Annotated in this window: 19 protein-coding genes; 10 read left to right on the plus strand and 9 right to left on the minus strand. The window is 73.9% G+C overall.

The genetic code is table 11. The features are described 5' to 3' along the window. The first annotated feature begins 30 nt into the window (after nucleotides 1-30). The gene (locus ABD080_RS05955; RefSeq protein WP_343903986.1) at nucleotides 31-882 is read left to right on the plus strand and encodes a PHP domain-containing protein; all 852 of its coding nucleotides are present in this window, start codon (nucleotides 31-33) and stop codon (nucleotides 880-882) included. 10 nt (nucleotides 883-892) lie between these two features. Here ABD080_RS05955 and ABD080_RS05960 read toward each other — a convergent pair whose 3' ends face one another. From ABD080_RS05960 to ABD080_RS05970, 3 genes are all read right to left on the minus strand, one after another. Further along, entirely contained in the window at nucleotides 893-1,504 is a 612-nt protein-coding gene (locus ABD080_RS05960; RefSeq protein ID WP_343903987.1) for a short chain dehydrogenase, read from the minus strand. Nucleotides 1,505-1,589: 85 nt separating this feature from the next. Next, entirely contained in the window at nucleotides 1,590-2,810 is a 1,221-nt protein-coding gene (locus ABD080_RS05965) for an alpha/beta hydrolase (RefSeq protein ID WP_343903988.1), read from the minus strand. A 157-nt stretch (nucleotides 2,811-2,967) separates the two neighbouring features. Continuing rightward, nucleotides 2,968-4,356, minus strand: a complete 1,389-nt coding sequence (locus ABD080_RS05970) for an MATE family efflux transporter (protein WP_343903989.1) — start codon at nucleotides 4,354-4,356, stop codon at nucleotides 2,968-2,970. A gap of 181 nt (nucleotides 4,357-4,537) precedes the next feature. Here ABD080_RS05970 and ABD080_RS05975 point away from each other — a divergent pair, with 181 nt between their 5' ends. Then, nucleotides 4,538-8,035, plus strand: a complete 3,498-nt coding sequence (locus ABD080_RS05975; RefSeq protein WP_343903990.1) for an efflux RND transporter permease subunit — start codon at nucleotides 4,538-4,540, stop codon at nucleotides 8,033-8,035. A gap of 197 nt (nucleotides 8,036-8,232) precedes the next feature. Here the strand turns inward: ABD080_RS05975 and ABD080_RS05980 are convergent, their stop codons facing one another. Both ABD080_RS05980 and ABD080_RS05985 read right to left on the minus strand, forming a co-directional pair. Beyond that, entirely contained in the window at nucleotides 8,233-9,594 is a 1,362-nt protein-coding gene (locus ABD080_RS05980; protein WP_137769590.1) for an MFS transporter, read from the minus strand. A 99-nt stretch (nucleotides 9,595-9,693) separates the two neighbouring features. Further along, nucleotides 9,694-10,185, minus strand: a complete 492-nt coding sequence (locus ABD080_RS05985; protein ID WP_137769591.1) for an NUDIX domain-containing protein — start codon at nucleotides 10,183-10,185, stop codon at nucleotides 9,694-9,696. Between the two features lie 116 nt (nucleotides 10,186-10,301). Here ABD080_RS05985 and ABD080_RS05990 point away from each other — a divergent pair, with 116 nt between their 5' ends. From ABD080_RS05990 to ABD080_RS06000, 3 genes are read left to right on the plus strand one after another with little or no spacing between them, the layout of a single operon-like run. Further along, the gene (locus ABD080_RS05990) at nucleotides 10,302-11,237 is read left to right on the plus strand and encodes a WXG100 family type VII secretion target (protein ID WP_137769592.1); all 936 of its coding nucleotides are present in this window, start codon (nucleotides 10,302-10,304) and stop codon (nucleotides 11,235-11,237) included. 54 nt (nucleotides 11,238-11,291) lie between these two features. Next, entirely contained in the window at nucleotides 11,292-12,167 is an 876-nt protein-coding gene (locus tag ABD080_RS05995) for a hypothetical protein (RefSeq protein WP_343903991.1), read from the plus strand. 2 nt (nucleotides 12,168-12,169) lie between these two features. After that, on the plus strand, nucleotides 12,170-12,859 hold the full coding sequence (locus ABD080_RS06000; RefSeq protein WP_343903992.1) for a hypothetical protein: 690 nt from the start codon (nucleotides 12,170-12,172) through the stop codon (nucleotides 12,857-12,859). Here ABD080_RS06000 and ABD080_RS06005 read toward each other — a convergent pair. From ABD080_RS06005 to ABD080_RS06020, 4 genes are read right to left on the minus strand one after another with little or no spacing between them, the layout of a single operon-like run. Next, on the minus strand, nucleotides 12,840-14,864 hold the full coding sequence (locus tag ABD080_RS06005; protein WP_343903993.1) for a 5-oxoprolinase subunit B/C family protein: 2,025 nt from the start codon (nucleotides 14,862-14,864) through the stop codon (nucleotides 12,840-12,842). The two genes, ABD080_RS06000 and ABD080_RS06005, sit on opposite strands and share 20 nt — an antisense overlap. After that, nucleotides 14,861-15,619 (minus strand): LamB/YcsF family protein, encoded by a 759-nt coding sequence (locus tag ABD080_RS06010; protein ID WP_343903994.1) that lies wholly within the window; start codon nucleotides 15,617-15,619, stop codon nucleotides 14,861-14,863. The genes ABD080_RS06005 and ABD080_RS06010 overlap by 4 nt, the downstream gene beginning before the upstream one ends. Continuing rightward, on the minus strand, nucleotides 15,616-16,677 hold the full coding sequence (locus ABD080_RS06015) for a Sir2 family NAD-dependent protein deacetylase (RefSeq protein WP_343903995.1): 1,062 nt from the start codon (nucleotides 16,675-16,677) through the stop codon (nucleotides 15,616-15,618). Before ABD080_RS06015 ends, ABD080_RS06010 begins: the two co-directional genes overlap by 4 nt. Further along, nucleotides 16,674-17,306, minus strand: a complete 633-nt coding sequence (locus ABD080_RS06020; RefSeq protein WP_343903996.1) for a DedA family protein — start codon at nucleotides 17,304-17,306, stop codon at nucleotides 16,674-16,676. The genes ABD080_RS06015 and ABD080_RS06020 overlap by 4 nt, the downstream gene beginning before the upstream one ends. A 367-nt stretch (nucleotides 17,307-17,673) precedes the next feature. Between ABD080_RS06020 and ABD080_RS06025 the strand changes: the two genes are divergently transcribed. The 5 genes from ABD080_RS06025 to ABD080_RS06045 all read left to right on the plus strand — a co-directional run bounded on the left by ABD080_RS06025 (nucleotide 17,674) and on the right by ABD080_RS06045 (nucleotide 23,562). Next, on the plus strand, nucleotides 17,674-18,987 hold the full coding sequence (locus tag ABD080_RS06025) for an ABC transporter substrate-binding protein (RefSeq protein ID WP_343903997.1): 1,314 nt from the start codon (nucleotides 17,674-17,676) through the stop codon (nucleotides 18,985-18,987). Between the two features lie 64 nt (nucleotides 18,988-19,051). Next, entirely contained in the window at nucleotides 19,052-19,990 is a 939-nt protein-coding gene (locus tag ABD080_RS06030) for a carbohydrate ABC transporter permease (protein WP_137769600.1), read from the plus strand. Beyond that, a complete protein-coding gene (locus ABD080_RS06035) occupies nucleotides 19,983-20,906 on the plus strand; it encodes a carbohydrate ABC transporter permease (protein ID WP_137769601.1) in 924 nt (307 codons plus the stop codon). Before ABD080_RS06030 ends, ABD080_RS06035 begins: the two co-directional genes overlap by 8 nt. Before the next feature lie 65 nt (nucleotides 20,907-20,971). Further along, nucleotides 20,972-22,333 (plus strand): Gfo/Idh/MocA family protein, encoded by a 1,362-nt coding sequence (locus ABD080_RS06040; protein ID WP_137769602.1) that lies wholly within the window; start codon nucleotides 20,972-20,974, stop codon nucleotides 22,331-22,333. Beyond that, nucleotides 22,330-23,562: a Gfo/Idh/MocA family protein gene (locus ABD080_RS06045; protein ID WP_137769603.1), complete on the plus strand. Its 1,233-nt coding sequence runs from the start codon at nucleotides 22,330-22,332 to the stop codon at nucleotides 23,560-23,562. The genes ABD080_RS06040 and ABD080_RS06045 overlap by 4 nt, the downstream gene beginning before the upstream one ends. Nucleotides 23,563-23,606 lie beyond the last annotated feature (44 nt).

The following is a 23,606-nucleotide window of genomic DNA, read 5'->3' on the forward strand; positions in this document are numbered from 1 at the left end:
GGCGCCATCGGAGCGTGGCAGGCTCGTGCCATGAGTCTCCCCGCCGACAGCCACGTGCACAGCGAGTTCTCCTGGGACACCGGCGGTCCCGGCTCCGCCGCCGCCGGGACGATGGAGGCGAGCTGCGCCCGCGCGGTGCGGATCGGCCTGCCGGGGCTGTTCTTCACCGAGCACCTCGACCTCGAGGACGCCTGGTTCAGCGACGACGAGGACTTCGACGAGCACGAGAAGCACCTGCTCGGGGCCGACGGGATCGTCGCCGTCCCGCGCTTCGACGTGGACGGCTACCTCGAGAGCGTGGAGCGCTGCCGGGCGGCGTTCCCCGAGCTGCGGATCGGCACGGGCCTCGAGTTCGGCCAGCCGCACCTGCGCCTGGCAGCGGCGCGGCAGCAGCTGGACCTGGGCCTGTTCGACCGGATCATCGGCTCCCTGCACACGCTCGAGCACGAGGGCCGGCGGGCGGAACCGAACACCCTGTTCCGCCGCCTGCCCCCGGAGGAGGTGCTGCGCCGCTACCTCGCGGAGGTGCCCGCGCTGGTCGCCGGGGACGAGCCCTTCGAGGTCGTCACCCACCTCGACTACGCGCTGCGCTATTGGCCGGAGGAGGAGCACGGCCCGGTGGACCCGCGCCGCGTCGAGGGGGAGATCCGGGCGGCGATGCGGGCGATCGCGGGCAGCGGCCGCGCGCTCGAGATGAACACGCGCCGCCTGTGGCCGTGGATGCCGCAGTGGTGGAGCGAGGAGGGCGGGCGCGCCGTGAGCTTCGGCAGCGACGCGCACGTGCCCGCGGCGCTGGCCCACGGCTTCCCGGAGGCGGCCGCGATGGTGGAGTCCTTCGGCTTCCGGCCAGGCCGGGACCCCCGGGAGCTGTGGCGCCGCTGAGCCCGCGGGATCAGACGTCGAGCACGCGGCCCGTCTCGACGCCCTCGACGGCGCGCACGTAGGTCGCGGCGACGTCGGCCGCGGGGACGGGCAGGAAGCCGGGGAAGCTCGGGTGGTAGCCCTCCGCCTCGGCGAGCACGTTGGGGCTCACCGCGTTGATGCGCGCCCCGCCGGGGAGAGTCGCCGCGTGCGCGCGCACGAAGCCCTCGACCGCGCCGTTCGCGACGGAGGCCGCGGCGCCCGTGGGGACGGGGGAGTGGGAGAGGATCCCGCTGGTCAGCGTGAAGGAGCCGCGCTCGGCGAGCAGCGGGGCGCCGTGGACGACGAGCGCGATCTGCCCGAGCGCCTTGTCGAGCAGGCCGGCGCGGTAGTCCTCGACGGTGAGCTCCGTGGCGGGCTTGAAGGGGACCTTGCCGGTCGCGGCGACGACGGCGTGGAGGGGCCCGGCGGCGGTGACGCGGCGCAGGAGGTCCGCGACGGAGGCCTCGTCGGTCAGGTCGACCTGCTCGCCGGTGGAGCGGGAGGCGCGCACGACCTCGTGGCCGCGCTGCTCGAGGAGGTCGGCGACGGCGCCGCCGATCAGGCCGCTCGCGCCGACGACGAGAACTCGCTGGGTGGTCATGCGGGGGCTCCGTTCGCTGAGGTGATGGCCCGGGATCGGGCCGTGCCCCGAGCATGCACCGCCCGCCTGGGCACCGTGCCCGGGTTCAGCGGCCGAGCTCGGCGGCGAGGTCGTGGAGCAGCGCCGGCTGCCACCAGGCCCAGTCGTGGCCGCCGCTGTGCAGGTCGAGGGTGACCTCGGCGCCGCTTCCGTCGAGGGCGTCGGCGAGCGCGCGGGCGTCGGCGGCCATGGACCCCTCGAAGCGGCCGGCGTGCAGCCGCAGACGCAGCGGGGCGTAGCCGGCGGCCTCCCGCAGCGGGCCGACGAGTGCGCCGCGCGGGTAGCGCCACAGGGAGACGGACTGCGCGATCGCGATGCCGATCGTGCCGGGGGCGCGGGCGGCGGTGAACAGGGCGGTGAGGCCGCCGTAGCTGGCCCCGGTGATGATCGTGCGGGCGGGATCGTCGGTCAGGGCGAGGCGGCGGCCGCCTGGCGCGGTCAGGCCCGCGGCGCGGAGTCGCGGGACGAGGTCCTCGGGGATCCAGCGGGCCTGCCCGCCGGGTACCCCGAGCACGTCGCCGCGATGCTCACCGGCGTCGACGAAGACGGCGACCAGGGGCGGCAGGACGCCCGCCTCGACGCCGCGGCGCAGCCGCTCCGGGGTGCCCAGCTGCTCCACGTGCTCAGCGCCGTCGGTGACGACGAGCAGCGGCAGCGGCGCGGGCCCCGCCTCCTCCGGGACCCACCAGCGCACGCGGGGAGCGTCCGGACCGAGCGGCAGCTCGTGCACCTCGGCAGGGGTCTCGGCGTCGTCGCGGCCGGCGCGGAAGAGGCCGTCGAAGGGGAGGGAGAGCACGGAGCGCTCGGCGCCGCCGCGGGCCGCGCCGTGGCGGTGCGCGCACAGGGCGTCGGGGTGCACGGGCGCGCCGGGCGCCTTGAGCCCCGCCTCCCACCAGGGCGGATCGCCGGGCCCGTCGTGCTCGACGAAGCCGTAGCTCGTGCGCCAGTCCGCGGGCGCCTCGAGCACGATCTCCCACCAGCCGTCCCCGGCGGGCACGAGGTCGAGGGCGTCGGCCGGCTGCGGCCGCCACCAGCCGGAGGCGTGGAGGGCGACGGCGCGGGCCCGGGGCGCCCGGTGCCGCAGGCGCAGCAGCACGCCGTCCGCGCCGCGGGAGAGGACCTCGGGGGCGCTGCCGGTCGCGGGGGCGGGCGGCAGGGTGCGCGGGTCGCGGCGGCGCACCGGGAGCGGGTACTCCATCGCGGGCGGGTGCGGGAGCGGATCCCAGCGCGCGGGGTCGAGCAGGTCGGTGAGCTGATCGGCGGGCACGGGGACTCCTTCGCGGGGGCGGGACACGGGGACGTCGGCCGACGGGGACGCCGTGTCGGCCGCCGTCGCATGCCGCTAAGTAAGGGTCACCTTACTTGTGGGGGTCGGCCCGACACATCGCCGTCCGCCGGTCGAGAGGACCGGCGCGGTGGCGCCCTCAGGCCCCCGTGCGCATCCAGGCGTCTCCGCGCGTGCGCAGGCCCAGCGTGATCGCGCGCGCGATCATGTACAGCAGGTTCGTCGCGACCCACAGCAGCGCCGTGCCGAGCGGGCCGGTCGGGGCGACGACGCCCACCGCGATCGCGCCCGGCATGACCGCGGCCGCTGCGACGATCCCCGCCCGCGCGAGGTAGGGGGCGTCCCCGGCGCCCATGAGGATCCCGTCGAGCACGAACACGTACCCGGCGATCGGCTGGGCGACCACGAGCACCCACAGCGCCGCTCGCAGGTTCTCCTGCACGAGCGGATCCGGGCTGAACACCCCGGGCACGGCGTAGCTCGCCGCGAGCAGCACGAGCCCCACCGCGACCCCGCCGCCCACTCCCCAGCGGGTCAGGCGGCTCGTCACCGCGTGCACGGTTCTCGTGTCCGCCGCGCCGAGGTAGCGGCCGGTGAGCGCCTGCCCTGCGATGGCGAGGGCGTCCAGCGCGAGGGAGAGCAGCATGAACACGGTGGTCGCGAGCTGGTGCGCGGCGAGCTGCACATCGCCCAGCCGCGCCGCGACGACGACCGTCACGATCGTCACCACGCGCAGGCTGAGGGTGCGCAGGAGCATCGGAACCGACTCCCGGCCCGTGCTCATCACCCCGTGGAGGTCCGGCCGCAGGCTCACCCCCGCACCCCGCGCGTAGCGGCGCACCGCCGCGAGCAGCACGAGCGCCATGAGCCACTGCGCGATGACGGTGCCGATCGCGCTGCCCGCGATCCCGAGCTGCAGGCCGAGGATCAGCAGCGCGTTCAGCGGCACGTTGAGGATCGCGCCGCCCACGGCGACGACGAGCGGCAGCCGGGCGTCCTGCATGCCCCGCACCAGGCCCGTCGTCGCCTGCACGGCGAGCATCGCCGGCAGGCCGAAGGCGGAGATCCGCAGGTAGATCACGGCCTGCGCGGTGACCTCGGGGCTCGCACCGAACAGGGCGAGCAGCCACGGCCCGGCAACCGCGAGCAGGAGCGCGCACACCGTCCCGATGAGCAGCGCGAGCCAGGAGGCGTCCACCCCGCGGGAGATCGCCTCCCGGCGGCGGCCCGCCCCGATCGCCCGGGCCACGGCGGCCGTCGTCGAGTAGGCGAGGAAGATCGACAGCCCCACGACCGTCATCAGCACCGTCGAGGCGATGCCGAGGCCGGCGAGCGCCGTCGTCGAGACCCGGGCGACGAACGCGGAGTCCGCCATGACGAACAGCGGCTCGGCGACGAGCGCGCCGAGGCTCGGCACGGCCAGGCGCAGGATGTCGCGGTCCACCGCGCGGCGCGCGGCACGGGGATCGCCCGGCGAGGGGGTGGGGGACGGGGAAGCGGGGGAGGAGGGGGAGGGGGGTGGCGCCACCCGTCCATTGTGGCGGCTCCCCGGAACGTCACAGCGGATCGTGACCGAACCCCTACCGACGTCGGATATGGCGGCGCATCGGGCTGTGGAACAGTACCCGGCGGGGGCCTCCGGAGCCGTGACCCCCGGTCGCGGCCGTGCGGTCGCGTCGCCGCCGTCGGCCGCAGTCCCAGGGAGCGCCATGCATCGTCTCGCCCACCTCAGCCTGAACAACCGGGCCTTCATCGCGCTCGTGTGCATCGCGGTCTCGATCGTCGGTGTGTTCGCCATGTCGACGATGCGCCAGGAGCTCATCCCCTCGGTCTCGCTGCCGCAGATCCAGATCGTCACGACCTCCCAGGGCTCCACCTCGGAGCAGATCGAGGAGCGGATCTCCTCCCCGATCGAGCAGGCCGTGAGCGGCATCGAGAACGTCGAGTCGACCTCCTCGACCTCGCAGGCGAACACCTCGATGGTCACCCTCGAGCTCACCTACGGCACGGACGTCTCCCGCTCCGCGAACCAGGTCGACGCCGCGCTGACCCGCATCGAGGACCAGCTGCCCGACGGCACGGACCCGCAGGTCATCGCCGGCGGCTCGGGCGACATCCCCGCCGTGGTCCTCTCCGTCTCCTCGGACCTCGACCCCTCCGAGCTCGCCGACCGCCTCGACTCCCAGGTCGTCAAGGAGCTCGAGCGCGTGGACGGCGTCTCCTCCGTCGCCGTAATCGGCGCCCCCGAGGAGATCGTGCGCATCACCCCGGACGAGGACGAGCTCACCGCCAAGGGCCTCACCGACAACGACATCAAGACCGCCCTGGACGACAGCGGCCTCTCCGCCCCCGGCGGCACCGTCACCGACTCCGACCGCAGCCTCGACGTGGTGCTCGGGAAGTCCATGAGCTCCCTGAAGGACCTCGAGTCCATGGTGCTCATGCCGGCGGACTCTTCCGACACGACCTCGCAGACGCCCGGCCAGACCCCCGAGGTCACGACCCTCGGCGACGTCGCGAGGGTCGAGCGCACCACCCAGGACGCCACCTCGATCTCCCGCACCGACGGCCGCGAGTCGCTCGTCCTCATGGTCACCGCGACCGCCGACGGCAACGTCGTCGACGTCTCGAAGGGCGTCGAGGACACGATGGCGGACCTCCTCCCCGGCGTGGGCGGCAGCGCGAAGAGCGACGTCGTCTTCGACCAGGCGCCGTTCATCCAGGAGTCGATCGTCGCGCTCGCCGAGGAGGGCGCGCTGGGCCTGCTCATGGCCATCGGCGTGATCCTGCTGTTCCTGCGCCGCGTGCGGCCGACGGTCGTCACCGCGATCTCGATCCCGACGTCGCTGCTCATCGCGTTCATCGGCATGCTGGTCTCCGGCTACACGCTGAACATGCTGACCCTCGCGGCGCTCACGATCTCCATCGGCCGCGTCGTCGACGACTCGATCGTTGTCATCGAGAACATCACCCGCCACCTCTCCTACGGCAAGCCGCGACGCCGGGCGATCCTCGACGGCGTGCGGGAGGTCGCGGGCGCGGTGACCGCCTCGACGCTCGCCACGGTCGTCGTCTACCTGCCGATCGCGCTCGTCGCCGGCATGGCCGGGGAGCTGTTCCGGCCCTTCGCGCTGACCGTCGCGATCGCGATGCTCTCCTCGCTGCTGGTGTCGCTGACGATCGTCCCGGTGCTCGCCTACTGGTTCCTGCGGGCGCCCAAGGCGGCCGCCGCCATCACCGACCCCGACGATCCCGCCCAGCAGGCGAAGGTCCGCGAGGACGCCGAGGCGAAGGAGGAGAAGGGCTGGCTGCACCGCCTCTACGCCCCGATCCTCCACCTCACCCTCGACTCGCTGCCGCGGCGCCTGGGCACGGTCGCCGTCGCGATCCTCGTGCTGATCGGCTCCGGCTTCCTCGTCCCGCTGATGACGGTCAACTTCCTCGGCGACACGGGGCAGAACATCGCCTCGATCACCCAGACCCTCCCCGCCGGCACGAGCCTCGAGCAGTCCTCGGACAAGGCCACGGACGCCGAGAAGGCGCTCATGGACGTCGACGGCGTCGAGACCGTGCAGACCACCATCGGCGGTGGCGGCGCGCAGGCCGGCCTCGGCGGCGGCGCGGGTGGCGAGAACACGATCAGCTACTCGATCACCACGGCGACCGACGTCGAGGACCAGCAGGCCCTCACCGAGAAGCTCGTGGACACGCTGAAGGACCTGCCCGATCCGGGCGAGGTCGAGTCCTCCGACGTCGGCTCCGCGACCGGCTCCTCCACCGTGGACATCGAGATCACCGGCCCCACCGCCGAGGACCGCAAGAAGGCGAACGACGCGATCCTCGCCGAGCTCGACCCGCTGCCCTCGGGCGTCACCGACGTCTCGAGCGACCTCGAGGGCGACGAGCCCACCGCGGTCGTCACCGTGGACCGCACGGCCGCCGCGGAGAAGGGCCTCACCGAGAACGCCGTGATCGGCATGGTCGCCGCGCAGCTCTACCCGGGCTCGATCGGCACCATCGCCCTGGACGACTCCGACCTCGACATCTACGTCGAGCAGGGGGAGAAGGTCGACACCCTCACCCAGCTGCAGGACCTCGAGCTCGCCCCGGGCCTGCCGCTCACGGACGTCGCCGAGGTCTCCGAGCAGGACTCGCGCCCGTCGATCTCCACCAAGGACGGCGTGGAGACCGTGACGATCTCCCTGACCCCCGCCGGGGACGACGTCGGCACCGTCTCCGAGGCCGCGAACGCCGCGATCGACGCGGCGGACCTGCCCGAGGGCACGGAGGCCACCCTGGGCGGCACCTCCGCGGACATCAACGAGACCTTCGGGCAGCTGGGCCTCGCGATGGCCGCCGCGATCCTGCTCGTGTACGTGCTGCTGGTGTGGATCTTCAAGTCCCTCATCCAGCCGCTCGTGCTGCTCGTCTCGATCCCCTTCGCCGCGGTGGGCGCGTTCGGCCTGCTCGTCATCACGGGCGTGCCGCTGGGCCTGCCCTCGATGATCGGCCTGCTCATGCTCGTGGGCATCGTCGTCACCAACGCGATCGTGCTCATCGACCTCGTCAACCAGTACCGGCGTGACGGCATGGGGCTGGACGAGGCGCTGCACCTGGGCGCCTCGAAGCGACTGCGGCCGATCCTCATGACCGCCGCCGCGACGATCTTCGCGCTCATCCCGATGGGCCTGGGCCTCACCGGCAACGGCGGCTTCATCGCCCAGCCGCTCGCGGTGGTCGTGATCGGCGGCCTCGTCTCCTCGACCCTGCTGACCCTGGTCATCGTCCCCGTGCTCTACCGCATGGTGGAGGGCCCGGGGGAGCGTCGCCGCCTGCGCCGCGAGGCCCGGGAGACGGAGCAGCGGGCGCAGCGCGACGCGGCCGACGCCGAGCGCCGGGAGCGTCACCGCGGCGAGAGCGCGACGACCGGCGAGGGCGTCGACGCGGCGCCGACCGCCCCGGCCCCCGCCTCGAGCGGCACGGTCTCGTCGGGCACGGCTTCGTCGGCCTCGGCGGGGACCGTCGCGGCGGGATCTGCTCCCGCTTCGGCCACGGCCCACGGTCGTCGTGCGGCGACGCCCGCGACGGGCACCCCGGTCGTCGGGCGCCCGTCGGTCCCGACCTCAGGTGCCGAGCGCGGCCGACGCGCGAGCCTCAAGGAGCGCGGCGGCATCGTCGGCATCCTCCGGCGCCGCTTCCGCCGCTGAGCCGGCCGCAGCTACGGGAGCGAGCGAAAGAATGGGCACCTCAGGGAGCATGTCCTGCGCGACATGCTCCCTGAGGTGCCCATCGTCTGTGCCGTGCCAATAGTTCGCGCCGTGCCCATGGTTCGCGGCGGGCCATGCCGTGCCGGACCGTGCTGGCGCCTACCCCGCGCTGCACCGCACCCGGGAACCCCGCCGGGTCAGTCCTCGAGGGCGCGCCCCCGCTGCTCGGGCAGCGTGAAGGCCGCGAGCGCCGCGACGCCGAAGGTCGCCGCGAACACCGCGAAGGCGAGCACCGTGCTCCCCGCGACCACGAGCACCGGGACCAGGAAGGGCGCGACGAGCGAGGCGATCCGGCCGAACCCGGCGGCGGCGCCCGTCCCCGTGCCGCGCACCGCGGTGGGGTAGAGCTCCGGGCCGATCGCGTACAGCGCGCCCCAGGCGCCGAGGTTGAAGAAGCTCAGCAGGCAGCCCGCGACGATGATCGCCGTCTCGGAGCCGGCCGAGCCGTAGGCGACCGCCGCGATGGCGGAGCCCGCGAGGAAGATCGTCAGCGTCCAGCGCCGGCCCAGGCGCTCGATGAGCCAGGCGGAGACCGCATAGCCGGGGATCTGCGCGAGCGTGATGATCAGCGTGAACGTGAAGGACTTCGTGAGGTCGAAGCCGCGCTCCACCAGCAGCGTCGGGATCCAGATGAAGGCGCCGTAGTAGGAGAGGTTGATGCAGAACCACACCGTCCACAGCGCGGCGGTGCGCCCGCGCAGGCCGCGGCTCCAGATGCTCTCGTGCCGCGGGGCGGGGGCCTCCGCGCCGGCGCTCCAGGTGTCCTCCTCGGTGGGGTGGTCGGCGTCGGTGAACCCGGCGGACTCCTCGAACTGCCGCACCACCTGCTCCGCCTCCGCATGCCGGCCGCGGCCCTCGAGGAAGCGCACCGACTCGGGCATGCCCACGCGGATCACGAGCGAGTAGAGCGCCGGGACCATGCCGATCGCAAGCGCCCAGCGCCAGCCGGAGGGGCCGCTCGCCGCGACGAGCGTGCCGATGAGCGCGGCGAGGATCCAGCCGATCGCCCAGAACGCCTCGAGCCACACGATGACGCGGCCGCGGATCCGGCGGGGCGCGAACTCGGAGACGAGGGTCGAGGCGACGGGCAGCTCCGCGCCGAGGCCCAGGCCCACGATGAAACGCAGGGCGATGAGCACGGCGAGACCGCCCGCGAGGGCGGAGGCGCCGGTCGCGATGCCGTAGACCAGGAGGGTGAGCGCGAAGACGCTGCGCCGGCCGATCCTGTCCGCGAGCAGCCCGCCGACGGTCGCGCCGATCGCCATGCCCGCGAAGCCCGCGGAGGCGATGAGCGACCCGTCGGCCTTGTCGATGCCCCAGTGCACGGTGAGCGCGGCGATGACGAAGGACACGAGGCCGACGTCCATCGCGTCGAGCGCCCAGCCGATCCCCGACGCGCCGAGCAGGCGGCCGTGGCGGCGGGTGAAGGGAAGGCGGTCGAGGCGCTCGGCCCGGGTGAGGGGCGCGGCGCTCGAGGCGGCGGAGGTCGGGGACATCATCGGCTCCGGAGGAGGGGAGGGGTGAGGACGGGGAAGGACGAGCGCCATGATCCCGCATCGCCGGAACCCGCGCGCACCCCGGTCATGGGGCGGGGCGGCTCAGCCGACGGGCGGGGAGAGGAGATCGACCTCCGCCTCGCCGCGCAGCACGGCGAGGGCGCGCTCGGCGCGGGCGGCGCCCCACGGGGAGAGCAGATGCGCCTCGGACTCCTCGACGAGGCGCCAGTCGTCGAGCTCCGCCTCCTGGGGGACGATCCGCGCCTCGAGCTCCGCGGCGGGCATCACCCCGGCGTCGAACACGAAGTGCACGCCCATCGGGGCGCCCGCGGCGGCGCGCGAGGGCACCCAGTTCAGGGCGAGCAGGCGGCCGATCTCGACGTCGAGGCCCAGCTCCTCCTGCACCTCGCGGCGGGCGCAGCCGCGAGGGTCCTCGCCCGGGTCGACGCCGCCGCCGGGCAGCAGCCAGTGGTCGCGGTAGTTCGGCTTCTCGATGACGAAGCGGCCGCGCTCGTCGCGCAGGATCACCGCGGCGGAGGTGATGACCTTGGGCAGGGTCGCGAAGTAGGCGGGATCGGGCAGCAGTCGCGGCATGCGCCCATCGTGTCACCCGCGCGGGGAGTTCTCCCCATGGTCCGGGCGGGCGCGCTCGCCGTAGGGTGCGTGCAGGCCGCGGGACTCCCCGCGGACCATGACGGCGGGGGAGAGACATGGCGGGCTTCTACGGGGCGGACACGGACGCGCTGCGCGACGTGGCGGGGGTGTTCGAGGACCGCAGCAGGCGCCTGGCGGAGCTGCGGGACCAGCTCGACGCCGCCGTGCTGCGGGAGGACATCTGGCAGGGCGGGGACGCCGATGCCTTCCGCGACCGATGGACGGGCGTGAGCGCGCAGTTCGGCGAGACCTCCGAGGGCGTGGGGCGGCGCCGCGGCGAGCTCGAGGAGCAGGCCGAGCAGCAGGACGAGGCATCCGGCGAGGACGGCGGCGGTGGCTTCCTCGACACGATCGGCGACCTCTTCGACTCCGTGAAGGGCGGCCTGAACGATCTGCGCAAGGCGATCTCCACGATCGGGAAGGGCGTCAAGGCGTTCCAGCTCTTCCGGGATCTCGCGAAGCTCGGCGAGGCCGGCTATGAGGGGCTGAAGGGGCTGGTCAACCAGCAGTTCATCGACGAGCTGGTGGACCGGACCCGGGCTCCCTCAGGCAAGATCATGGACTTCCTGCATGGCAAGGGCTGGACCCGGGTCGCCGACGTCGCCGAGGGGATCCTGGACTCCGGGGTCGTCAAGGGGGCCGGCAAGGTGCTCGGCAAGGCGCTGCCGGTGCTCGACATCGGCATGGGCATCCACCAGATGGTCACCGCGGAGGACGGCTGGGATGTGGCCGCGGGCGGGCTCAGCACGCTCAGCGGCGGCCTGCTGCTCGCGGCGCCCTTCACCGGCCCGGCGGCGCCGATCGTCGCGGGGGTGGGACTCGTGGCCGGCGGCATCTCGCTCGGCATCGACGCGGGCAAGGCGATCGTCGAGAACTGGGACACCATCAGCGACACCGCGGGCAAGGCGTGGGACGCGACGACCGACGCCGTGGGCGACGCGGTCGAGGGCGTCGGCGACTTCATCTCCGATCCCATCGGATCGATCTTCTGACATCCTGAGCGCGGACCGCCCGACGCTCGAGCCCCACCATCGCGAGGACTCCCCATGACCGAGACGACCACCGCCCCCGGGCCCGACCAGGGCTTCCCCTACGGCGTGGGCCGCAGCTCCGGCCCGGACGCGCCCATCGAGTACAGCCGTTACGACGTCGCGAGCGCGCTCGCCGTCCTGGAGCGCTCCCAGGAGGCGGAGGAGCCGCAGGAGATCGTGTCCCTCAGCGACGAGCAGCTGCTGGGCCTCGACGGTCACCTGCGCACCCAGCCGGTCGCCCTCCCGTGGGCGGAGGAGCACGAGGAGCAGCGTGCCCTGCTCGCGACCGCGGGCGTGCGCAGCCTGCTCGCCGCGGGGACCGTCGCCGTCGGGGAGGACGAGGGAACCGGGGAGCGGCGCTGGCTCGTGGAGCCGGCGATCGACGGGGTGCTCGTCCTGCGCCGCACCGCGCGGCTGATCGCCTCCGCGGAGACGCAGGTGCGCAGCGAGGAGGCGGGTCTCCAGACGCATCGCCTGTACTACTTCGTGCACCCCGAGGGCGTGCTCGAGGAGGAGGTCACCGGCTCCGGCCTGCACCACTTCCGCTCCCTGCGCCAGGAGGCGGTGCCCGCCCGGATCGCGCACCTCGTGGACCAGGACCAGGTGGCCTCCGGCCCCACCGAGCCGGTCGTGCTGCAGGACGCGGACCTCCGCGAGGGGGCGTCGATGGCGCAGCGTCTGGCCGACGCCCGCGCGATCACGATCCTCTCCTCCCTCTCCACCCGCTCCGACGCCGTGAAGCAGCTGATGCTGTACGCGACGAGCAGCGAGCTGCTCGCCCAGCAGGTCGACGACCCCGAGGCGGAGGCCCCGGAGATCACGGTCAAGGGCCTCTCCCGCGAGGAGCTGCTCGGCCTCGCCGCCTGGCTCGTCGAGGCGGAGGAGGGCTGAGCGTGGGGAAGGCCGCCCGACTGGCCCGCCGTCACGGTCTGAGTCGACCCCTGCGCACCTATCGGCAGTCCTTCCCGCTGTGGTGGCACCTGCTGTGGATCGCGATGGCGCTGGTCATCCTCGTCTCGGTGGGGGTGAACCAGAACCTCGACGTGCTGACGAAGGCGTGGGGCGCGGCGATCCCGCTGCTCGTGGGGCTGGTGCTGTGGTGGCTGCTGACGGACGTGCGGCTGGTGCTGTGCGAGGGAGGCGTCGTCATCGGCCGCTTCTTCCCGCTGCTGTCCCCGTCGGTGATCCCGTACGGGGCGATCGAGCCGCGCGGGGTCACGTGCGTGAGCGACGTCGGCCGCTTCTCGAAGGTCTCGGGCCGCGAGTTCGGCTCGACCCTGTTCTACTTCCCGCAGTCGCGCCGCGGGCTGCTGTTCGACGGCCCGCCCGCGAAGGCCGTGCGCCGTCGCAGCGGTGCGCTCGCGTCGATGTTCGACTCCCCGCCGGACACGGTGCGCGGTGGGAAGCTGTGGGCCTTCGCCTACCGCGGCCGGCCGGAGGACCTGCTGGCCGTGATGCACCGGGGCATGGTGGGCGCCGGCGTGCCCTTCGCGGAGGCGCTGCCCGGCGCGGCGCTGCCCGAGCGCGGCGTGGGCGCGACCCGGGACGAGGCGCGCGCCCGGATCAACGGCTTCGCACCCTGAGCGGATCCACCGCGACGAGGCGCAGCCGCGTGCCCGGCGCGGCCTGGGCGAGCTGATCGAGCCCGGCCCGGGTGACCACACCGATCACGGGGTAGCCGCCGGTCGTGGGATGGTCCGGCCCGAACACGACGGGCAGGCCCGAGGGCGGGACCTGCACGGCACCCGGGAGCATCGCCTCGCTGGGCAGGGTCGCGGCGCCCTCGGGGACGGGCAGCGGTGGCCCGTCCAGGCGCACGCCCACCCGGTCCGAGTCGCTGCGCACCGTCCAGGTCGTGGTGCGGAGCGCCCTCACGGCGGCCTCGCCGAGCAGCACGTCCCGGGGGCCGAGGACGACGGGCACCTCGAGCGGCGGGCGGGGTGCCGGGGCGGGGTCGGCAGCAGGGTCGTCGCTGTCGCTGTCGCTGTCGTCATCGTGCTCGGTCCCGGATGCGGGGCCGACGGCGGAGTCGGCGTCGGGCCCGGCGACGGGTCCCGCGCCGAGCGCCGGCACGGCGTCGAGGCCGTGCTCGGGGCTGATCCCCAGCTGATCGCCTGCGCCGAGGGGCGCCGGTCCGAGCCCGGAGAGCGTGTCCCGGGAGAGCGAGCCGAGCACGGGTCCCTGCACACCGCCGCCGTCCGCGTCGCGACCCTGCGCGCCGTCGTCCTGCCCGATGCCCCCGGCGCCGACCACCCCCGTGATCCCGCCGCGCACGGCGAGCACGATCCGCAGGCCCGAGGCGGCGGGACCGATCGTGAGCTCGTCCCCGGCGTCCAGCGCGAACGCACGCCCGCCCGAGACGCCCGCCGGGACCTCGCGGTCCTCCTCGTCCGGGTCGCCGCGCAGGATCGTCACCGGTGCCGGCGCCCCCGCGAGGGCGATCACGAGCGGGGCGGACGCCCGCAGCCGCAGCGGCCCCAGCAGCCCTTCGAGCGCCGCGGCGTGCGGAGGGTTGCCGACGGCGAGGTTCGCGCTGACGAGCGCTCCCCGGTCGAAGGCCCCGGAGCTGCTCACGCCGATCGAGGCGCGGCCGGGTCGTCCTGCGTCCTCGACGAGCAGCAGCGGCCCGGGCGCGAGCACCTCGAGCGACCGGCCGGCCGCGACCGGAAGCACACCGGTTCGGCCCGCAGATCTCTCGCGCGCGGCCTCCCGGCCACTCACGCCCCGGCTCCCGGGGTCGCCCGCCTCCGGTCTCCGCGGAGCGGCGCGGAGGGCGGCGAGGCGCTCGCGGGCGGCGGCCGCCTCCCGCCGGGCGAGCTCGAGCGCGGAGGCGGCGCCGCTCGTCGCCGCCGCACCCACCGGGGTGCCGGCGAGGCCGCGGGGGCGCGCTCCCGCCGGCGCCGCCGTCGGACCTGCCGCCGATCCCGCGAGAACCCGATCGCGCCGGGCCCGGAAGTGCACGCGCGTGCCCGGTGCGAGCAGGGCGGGCGGTGTGCGCTCGGGGTCGAAGAGCGTCACGTCGGTGCGGCCCACGAGCTGCCAGCCGCCGGGGGAGGAGCGCGGGTAGACGCCGCAGTAGCCGGCCGCGAGCGCGACAGAGCCGGGCGGGACGGTCGTGCGCGGGGAGGAGCGGCGCGGCACCTGCCAGCGCGGGCCCTCGCCCTCCGCCTGCGGTACGAGGTAGGAGAAGCCGGGCGCGAAGCCGCCGAAGGCCGCCGTCCACAGGGTCCCCGTGTGCGCCGTGACCAGGGCGGGGACCTCGAGTCCCAGCAGCGCGGCGGTCTCGGCGAGGTCCTCCCCGTCGTAGACCACGGGGATCTCGACCTCCTGCGCCGCCGCGTCCTCGGCGGGGGCGGGAGGGAGGTGCTCGAGGAGCGCCGCGAGGGTGCGCGCGTCGGCGCCGCTCGTGCCGCGCAGCAGCAGGGTGCGCTCGGCGGGGACGAGGTCCGCGAGCGCGGCGGGGGCGAGGGCGCGCACCGCGCTCGCGGCCCCGAGCACGTCGGCGGTGTCCGGGTAGACGGCGAGCACGGCGGCCTCCCCGGCGGGGCGGAGATCCTGCGGCGGCGGGAGATGCTCCCCGGGGCTCACAGCGCCGCCCGGATCGTCATGCCCTCCGCCTCGAGCCGCTCGCGCACCGCGCGGGCCAGGGTCACCGCGCCCGGTGTGTCCCCGTGCAGGCAGAGGGTGCGCACGGGCAGGTCGATCACGGTGCCGTCCGTCGTGCGCACCTGCCCGTCGCGGGCGAGGGAGAGCGCCTGGGCGGTGACCTCCTCCGCGGTGGAGAGCACGGCGCCCGCCTCGCGGCGCGGGGTGAGCGTGCCCGCCGGGGTGTAGGTGCGGTCCGCGAAGCCCTCGAGCAGCACGGGCAGGCCGGCGCGCTCGGCGAGGGCGGCGACCACGGACCCGGGGGCGGCGAGCAGCGCCGGCTCCCCGCCGAGCTCCTGCAGCGCCGTGACCACCGCCGCGGCCTGCGCCTCGTGGTGGGCGATCGCGTTGTAGAGCGCGCCGTGGGGCTTCACCCCGCGCACACGGGTGCCGGTGGCCGCTGCGAGCGCCTGCAGGGCGCCGGTCTGCGCGAGGATCTGGTCGGTGAGCTCCGCGGGGTCGATGTCGAGGAAGCGCCGGCCGAAGCCCTGCAGGTCCGGGTAGGCCACGTGGGCGGTGACGGCGACCTCCCGGACGGCCGCCGCCCTCAGCGCGGCGCGCATGGTCGTGGGGTCCCCGGCGTGGCCGCCGCAGGCGACGTTCGCGGTGGTGACGACGTCGAGCAGCACCTCGTCGTCGCCGAGGCGCCAGTCGCCGTAGCCCTCGCCGAAATCCGCGTTCAGGTCGATCGTGCTCACGCTCGGGTCTCCTCGGTGCTGCGTCGGGGGTGGTGATCGGGGGTGGGGCCGACGGCGGGTCCGGAGGGGGCGACGTCGGGCCCGAGCCGCTCCGCCCAGGTGCCGAGCACGTCCTCGATCCGGCCGTGCAGGCGCACCGTCGCGAGAGGGTCCCCTCGGGTGGGGCCGTCGTTGAGGATGACGACCCCCTGGCCTGCGCGGTGGGCGGCGCGCACGAACCGCAGCCCGGACTGCACGGTGAGGCTCGAGCCGAGCACCAGCAGGGACCGCGCAGCCGCGAGCGCCGCGAAGGCCGCCTGAACGGTCTCGGGGCGGGCCGCCTCGCCGAAGAAGACGACGTCGGGCTTGAGGATCCCGCCGCACAGCGGGCACGGCGGGTAGCGGAAGCTGCTCGTGCGGTCCACCTCGGCGTCGCCGTCGGGCGCCTGCGCGGCGTCCGACGCGAGCTCCTCGATCCGGGCGGCGAGCTCGGGGTTCATCGCGAGCATCCGGGAGTGGAGCGCGGAGCGGGAGCTCCGCGCCCCGCAGCTGAGGCAGCGCACCCGGTCCAGGCGTCCGTGCAGGTCGATGACCGGGTCGGAGCCGGCGCGGCCGTGCAGGCCGTCCACGTTCTGGGTGATGACGGCGCTCTGCGGCAGCGGTCCCGCGCCGAGCCGCGCGAGCAGCAGGTGGCCGCGGTTGGGACGGGCCCGGCCGAACTGCGTCCAGCCGACGGTGGAGCGCGCCCAGTAGCGGCGCCGCGAGAGGTCCGAGCCGGTGAACTCCTGGAAGGTCATGGGGGAGCGGGGCACGGCGTGGCGCCCGCGGTAGTCCGGCAGTCCGGAGGCGGTGGACATGCCCGCGCCGGTGAGCACGGCGACCGGTCCCTCGCGCAGCAGGTCGAGCGCCGCCTCTAGCTCGTCGGGCCCGCTGATGCGGCCGTACTCGGCGCCGTCCATGGGGCCCCAGGCGGGCGTGCGCGGCAGCGACCGGGCGGGCGCCGGCGCCGCCGCGGTGGAGAACCAGCGGCCGACGTCCGCCGCGGGCCCGGCACGGTGGCCGTCGGCGGGGATGCTCACCCCTCCAGCGTAGGCGGGCCGTCCTTGCGGCGGCGCGAGCGCAGGCGCTGGGTGAGCAGGCCCAGCAGCGCGAGGATCCCGATGCCGGCCACGATCGAGGAGTAGATCCGCACGAACGCCTCGAGGGTCTCGCCGCCCGCGGTGCCGAACAGGTATCCGGCGACGACGAAGACGGCGTTCCAGATCCCCGAGCCGAGCCCCGTGGCCAGGGCGAACAGTGCCACGGGCATGCGCTCGATGCCGGCGGGGAGCGAGATGAAGGTGCGCACCATCGGCACGAAGCGGGCGAGGGCGACGGCGGGGAAGCCGTGGCGGTCGAAGAACCGCACCGCCATGTCGACGTCCTTGTCCTCGAGCAGCGGGAGGCGCCGCACGAGCCGCCGCGTCCGCTCGAGGCCCAGGGTGCGGCCCACGGCGTAGACGCCGAGCCCGCCGAGGACGGAGCCGGCGGTGGTCCACGCGATCGGCACGAGCACGTGCTGGCCGTCGGCCGCGGCGCTCACGCCGGCGAAGGGGAGCAGCACCTCGCCGGGGACCGGTGGGAAGAGGGCCTCGGCGGCGATGACGAGCGCGATCCCGGGACCGCCGAGGAGCTCCATGAGGTGGATGGCGAATCCGGCGATGTCCATGGCTCCCCCCTCCGTGCTCGACCGCCCTGCCCGTGCCGGGCCCCGCCCGGGCCGTGCGCGGCGAGGCTAGCGCCCGCGCATGGCGAGGGGGTGAACGGGCGGCGTCCGCCGCGGAGGTCACGACCCGGCGTCGATCCGGCGCCGCTGCCGTGGACGGCATTGACATCCACGGCGGTTAGCGCTTTCCTATGTGTGCCGCACCACAGGGTGCCCCCTCGTCGTCGAGGGATCACCCGCGCACTGCAACACGCGAATGAAACCTTTCAGAAACAGGCGTGCGCCGATCGCAGCAGATCGACGCCCCACCACCGCCCGCCCACGCTTCAGCAGCAGGGCAGCACCCGCCCACAGGATCAAAGGAGATCTGATGCTCACCCGACGCACCGCCCTCACCCTGGGCCTCGCCGTCCCCGGCCTCGCCGGCCTCGTCGCATGCGGCCCGAACGCGACCTCCGGCGGCGGCTCCGGCGGCAGCGACGGCGGCTCCGCCGATTCCGGCAGCTTCCGCCTCGCCTGGTGGGGCAACCCCACCCGCAACGAGAACACCACCAACGTCATCGCCGCCTACAAGGAGGAGAAGCCCGACGTCACGATCTCCCCGGAGCCCGGTGAGTGGAGCGGCTACTGGGACAAGCTCGCGACCCAGACCGCCGGCGGCGACTTCCCCGACGTCGTCCAGATGGACGAGAAGTACCTCGCCGAGTACGCGGGCCGCGGCGCCCTCCTCGACCTCGCCGGCGCGGGGCTGGACACCTCGAAGTTCGTGGACGGCTCCGTCGAGGTCGGCGAGGTGAAGGACGTGGGTCTCGCCGCGATCAACGCGGGCCTGAACGCCTTCACCGTGCTCGTGAACCCGGACGTCTTCGAGGCGGCCGGGGTGGACGTCCCGGACGACACCACGTGGACCTGGGACGAGATGATCGAGACCGCCGCGCGGATCACCGAGGCCACCGAGGACGGCACCTACGGCATGACCCAGATGGGCACCGTGCAGGGCCTGTTCCAGCTGTGGGTGCGCCAGGCCGGCCAGGACCAGTACGAGGACGGCAAGGCCGGCTTCGACGCGAAGGCCGCGACCTCCTGGTTCGAGTGGTCCAAGAAGATCCAGGACACCAAGGCCTGCCCCGGCGCGGACGCCTCCGTAGAGGACTCCACCGCCGCCATGGACCAGTCCCTCTTCGGCACCGGCAAGATCGCCATGACCGTCGCCTGGTCCAACCAGGTCGTCGCCAACGACGCGCTGCACGACGGGAAGCTCACGGTGCTGCGGCCGCCGTCGACCGCCGGCTCCGCCGCCGAGGCGCAGCTCTGGTACAAGGCGTCGATGTACTGGGCCGTCTCCGCGAAGAGCGCGAACTCCGCGGCCGCCGTCGCCTTCGTCGACTACCTCGTGAACTCCCCGGACGCCGGGAAGATCCTCTCCGTGGAGCGCGGCGTGCCCGGCAACCTCGAGGTCCGTGAGGCGATCACCCCGGACCTCGACGAGTCCAGCAAGAAGGCCGTGGACTTCCTCGACGCGATCGAGAAGGAGCTGGGCGACGCCCCCGAGATCACCCCGCAGGGCGGCGGCCAGTTCGAGGACATCCTCACCCGCGCCGGGCAGGACATGCTCTTCGGCACGATCACTCCCGCCGACGCCGGCCAGCGCCTGCTGGACGAGCTGAACTCCGCCCTGTCCTGACCGACCCGGCCGGGGGGGGGGGCGACGCGCCCCGCAGCCCGGCCCCACAGAAGGGAGACACCCGATGAGCGCTGTCGGAGAGCTCACCCAGATCGTGTCCCGCCGCAAGAAGGGCGGGGTGCGCGAGAAGCACCCGGACAACAAGATCTCGCTCGTGTTCATGGCCCCGTGGCTGATCGGCCTGCTGGGCATCACGATCATCCCGATGATCGCGAGCTTCGCGCTCTCGTTCACGGACTACAGCCTGCTGGCCCCGCCCGAGTTCGTGGGCCTCGCGAACTTCCGCGAGATGCTGGGCGACACCCGCCTGCACCACTCGCTCGTGGTCACCTTCACCTACGTGATCGTGGGGACGCCGCTGCAGCTCATCGCCGCGCTGCTGCTCGCCGTGGTGCTCAACCAGGGAATGAAGGGCCTGTCCTTCTACCGCTCGGTGTTCTACCTGCCCTCGCTCATGGGCGGCTCCGTCGCGATCTCGATCCTGTGGCGTCAGATGTTCGGCGCCGACGGCCTCGTGAACCGCTTCCTCGGGATGCTCGGATTCACCGACCTGCCCGGCTGGGTGTCCAATCCGGACACGGCGCTGTGGACGATCATCCTGCTGCACGTGTGGACCTTCGGCTCGCCGATGATCATCTTCCTCGCGGGCCTGCGGCAGATCCCGCAGATGTACTACGAGGCCGCGAGCGTGGACGGCGCCTCGAAGGTGTCGCAGTTCTTCCGGATCACGATCCCGCTGCTCACGCCGATCATCTTCTTCAACCTCGTGCTGCAGGTGATCAACGCGTTCCAGACCTTCACCCAGGCCTTCGTGGTCTCGGGTGGGACGGGCGGGCCGTCGGACTCGACGCTCTTCTACACGCTGTACCTGTACCAGAAGGGCTTCACCCAGTTCGACATGGGCTACGCCTCCGCGATGGCCTGGCTGCTGCTGGTCATCGTCGCGATCTTCACCGCGATCAACTTCTTCGTCTCCAAGTTCTGGGTGCATTACGATGACTGACCTCTCCACCGCCGCCCCCGAGATCCCGGGCCGCCCGGCGACCCCCGCCCCCACCGCTCCCCGCCGCAAGGCCGCCGGCGGCAGCGCCGGCCGCAGCGGCCGCGCCGTGCTCAAGCACGCGGCGATGATCGTCGCGAGCATCATCATGATCTACCCGCTGCTGTGGATGGTCGTCTCCTCCCTGCGCCCCAACGAGGAGATCTTCCGCAACGCGAGCCTGTGGCCGCTGTCCTTCGACATCGACAACTACGTGCGTGGATGGACGGCGCAGTCCTTCGACTTCGGCCACTACATCCTGAACTCGACGCTGCTCGTGGTGGGCTGCGTGATCGGCAACCTGTTCGCCTGCACGCTCACCGCCTACGCCTTCGCGCGGCTCAGGTTCTGGGGCCGGAACATCGCCTTCGCGGTCATGCTCATGACCCTCATGCTGCCGATCCACGTCGTGATCGTGCCGCAGTACATCATGTTCTCCCAGACCGGCTGGGTGAACACGATGCTGCCGCTCATCCTGCCGAAGTTCCTCGCAACGGACGCGTTCTTCATCTTCCTCATGGTGCAGTTCATCCGCGGCATCCCGCGGGAGCTCGACGAGGCCGCCCGCATCGACGGCTGCGGCCACCTGCGGATCTTCTTCCGCATCGTGCTGCCGCTCATGACGCCGGCCCTCGCGACCACCACGATCTTCACCTTCATGTGGACCTGGAACGACTTCTTCGGCTCGCTCATCTACCTGACGACGCCGGACCACTTCACGGTGCCCCTCGCGCTGAAGTCCTATCTCGACAGCCAGGGCTCCTCCGACTGGGGCGCCATGTTCGCCATGTCGATCGTGTCCCTCGTGCCGCTGTTCCTGGTGTTCCTGTTCGGCCAGAAGTTCCTGGTGCGAGGCTTCGCCACGACCGGCATCAAATGACACCGTCCTCCACCGCCCCGTCCGCCACCCCGCACCCCCGCCCCGCGACCCAGGGAAGAAGCCCCATGCGTACCCGCTACGCCCTCATCGGATCCGGCCATCGCGCCCAGATGTACCTCGACGCGATCGCTGGCCCCCACGCCGACGTCGCCGAGCTGGTCGCCCTGCTCGACGTGAACCCCGCCCGGCGCGAGTTCCACCGTGACCGCGTCCCCGCCTTCGCCGATGTGCGCCTCGCGGGGCCGGACGAGCTCGAGCAGGTCATCACCGATCTCGCGGTGGACCGCGTGATCGTCACGAGCGTGGACCGCCTCCACGCCGAGCACGTGGTGCGGGCCCTCGACGCCGGGGCCGACGTCGTCGTCGAGAAGCCCCTGACGATCGACGCCCCCTCGGCCCGCGCGATCCAGGAGGCGATCGACCGCACCGGCCGCAGCGTGGTCGTCACCTTCAACTACCGCTACAGCCCCCGCAACACGGCGCTCAAGCAGGTCATCGCCTCGGGCGAGATCGGCGACGTGGTCTCCGTGGTCTTCGAGTGGGTGCTGGACACGCAGCACGGCGCGGACTACTTCCGTCGCTGGCACCGCGACAAGACCAACAGCGGCGGCCTGTTCATCCACAAGGCGGCGCATCACTTCGACCTCGTCAACTGGTGGATCGCCGACGTCCCCGCGCGGGTCTACGCCCGCGGCGGGCTGCGCTTCTACGGGGCCGACGCGGCCGCCGAGCGCGGCCAGGCCGCCCTCCCCGAGCGCGGCACCCACGACGGCCCGCACGACCCCTTCGAGCTGGACCTCCGCTCCGACGAGCGGCTCGAGGCCCTGTACCTCGAGGCCGAGAAGCACGACGGCTACCAGCGCGACCGCTCCGTGTTCGACCAGGGCATCACCGCCGAGGACAACCTCACCGCGATCGTCGACTACGCGGGCGGGCCCGTCCTCACCTACGCCCTGAACGCGCACAGCCCCTGGGAGGGCTACCGGGTCGCGGTCAACGGCACCCGCGGCCGCGCCGAGCTCGAGGTCGTCGAGCGGGCCGAGGTCGTCGCGAAGGACGAGGACGGCCGTGCCCACGTCGACCCGAGCGCCGTCGCCGTCACCACGGAGGACTCCGGCGTGCGCGAGCGCGGCGAGCGCCTCGTCGTCCAGCACCACTTCGCACCCGCCCGCGAGGTCGAGATCCCCGAGGGCGTGGGCGGCCACGGCGGCGGCGACGCCCTGCTCCTGCGGGACGTGTTCGTCGGCCCCACCGAGGAGGAGGCCGGCGGCCTGGGCCGGCCCTCCGACCACACCGACGGCCTGCGCGCGATCAGCGTGGGGATCTGCGGCAACGAGTCCCTCGCGACCGGCGCCCCGGTGGACGTCGCCGCGTTCCTGGGCCTCGACCTCTCGCGCGAGCCCGCCCCGGCAGGAGCGGCACGATGAGCGTCCGCACGGCCGGCGCGCCCGTCACGACCGAGGAGGGGACGGCCGGGGCGGCGCCCGTGCGGGTCGCTCTCGTCGGCACCCGCGGTTTCGGCGCCCACCACCTGGTGAACCTCGACCGCCTCGTGGGGGAGGGGCTCGCGGAGCTCGTGGGCGTCGTCGACGTCGCCGAGCCGCCCGCGGAGCTCGCCGCCATCCACCACCCCACGCTCGGCGGCCTGCTCGCGGCGCTCGGCGAGGAGCGGCGCCCCGAGGTCGTCATCATCGCGACCCCGATCGACACGCACGTGCCGCTCGCCCTCGAGGCGCTCGCCGCCGGCAGCCACGTCTACCTCGAGAAGCCGCCCGTCCCCGCGCTCACGGACCTCGGGATGCTCGCGGAGGCGGCCGACGCCGCGCACCGCACGATCCAGGTGGGCTTCCAGGCCCGCGGCGGCGCCGGCATCGACGAGCTCCGCGAGATCGTCCGCGCCGCGACGCTGGGGAAGGTCACCGCGGTGCGCGCCTACGGCGCCTGGGTGCGCGACCGCGCCTACTACCACCGCTCCCGCTGGGCCGGCCGGCGCCGCCTCGACGGCCGGCGTGTGGCCGACGGCGTCGCCACCAACCCCCTCGCCCACTCCGTGCACGCGGCCCTCGCGATCGCGGGGCTGCGCCGGATCGAGGACGTGGCCGGCGTGACCACCGAGCTGCGCCGCGCCCACGACATCGAGGCCGACGACACGACCTTCCTGCGGGTCGCCCCCGCCGGCGACGGCCCGCCCGTCCTCGCCGCGCTCACGACCGTCGCCCCCGACTCCTCGGACCCGTGGGTCGAGGTGCTCGCCGAGAAGGGCCGCGTGCGGCTCTGGTACACGGCGGACCGCTCCGAGCGGGTCGACGCGGCGGGCACCGTGACCCGCAGCGAGTACGCCCGCACGGATCTCGTGCAGAACCTGCTCGCGCACGTGCGGGACCGCTCGGTGGCGCTCATCAGCCCGCTCGAGGACTCCGGCGCGTTCTCCGCGGTGCTCGAGGCGATCCAGTCCGTCCCCGATCCGCTGCCCATCGAGGCGGGCGTGACCTGGGAGGGCGAGGGGGAGGCCGCGCACCCCGTCGTCGACGACATCGAGGCGGTGCTGCTGCGCTCCCTCGACGAGGGCCGTCCCTTCAGCGAGCTCGACGGGGACGGGGCGGTGCCCTGGGCCCGCGCCGACGCCGTCAGCAGCTGGACCCCGCCCTCCGCCTGAGGGCGGCCCTCCCCGCCAGCACGTCCCCGCCCCGCCGATCCTGG

The sequence above is a fragment of the Brachybacterium rhamnosum genome (genome assembly GCF_039526185.1).
GTDB lineage: Bacteria > Actinomycetota > Actinomycetes > Actinomycetales > Dermabacteraceae > Brachybacterium > Brachybacterium rhamnosum.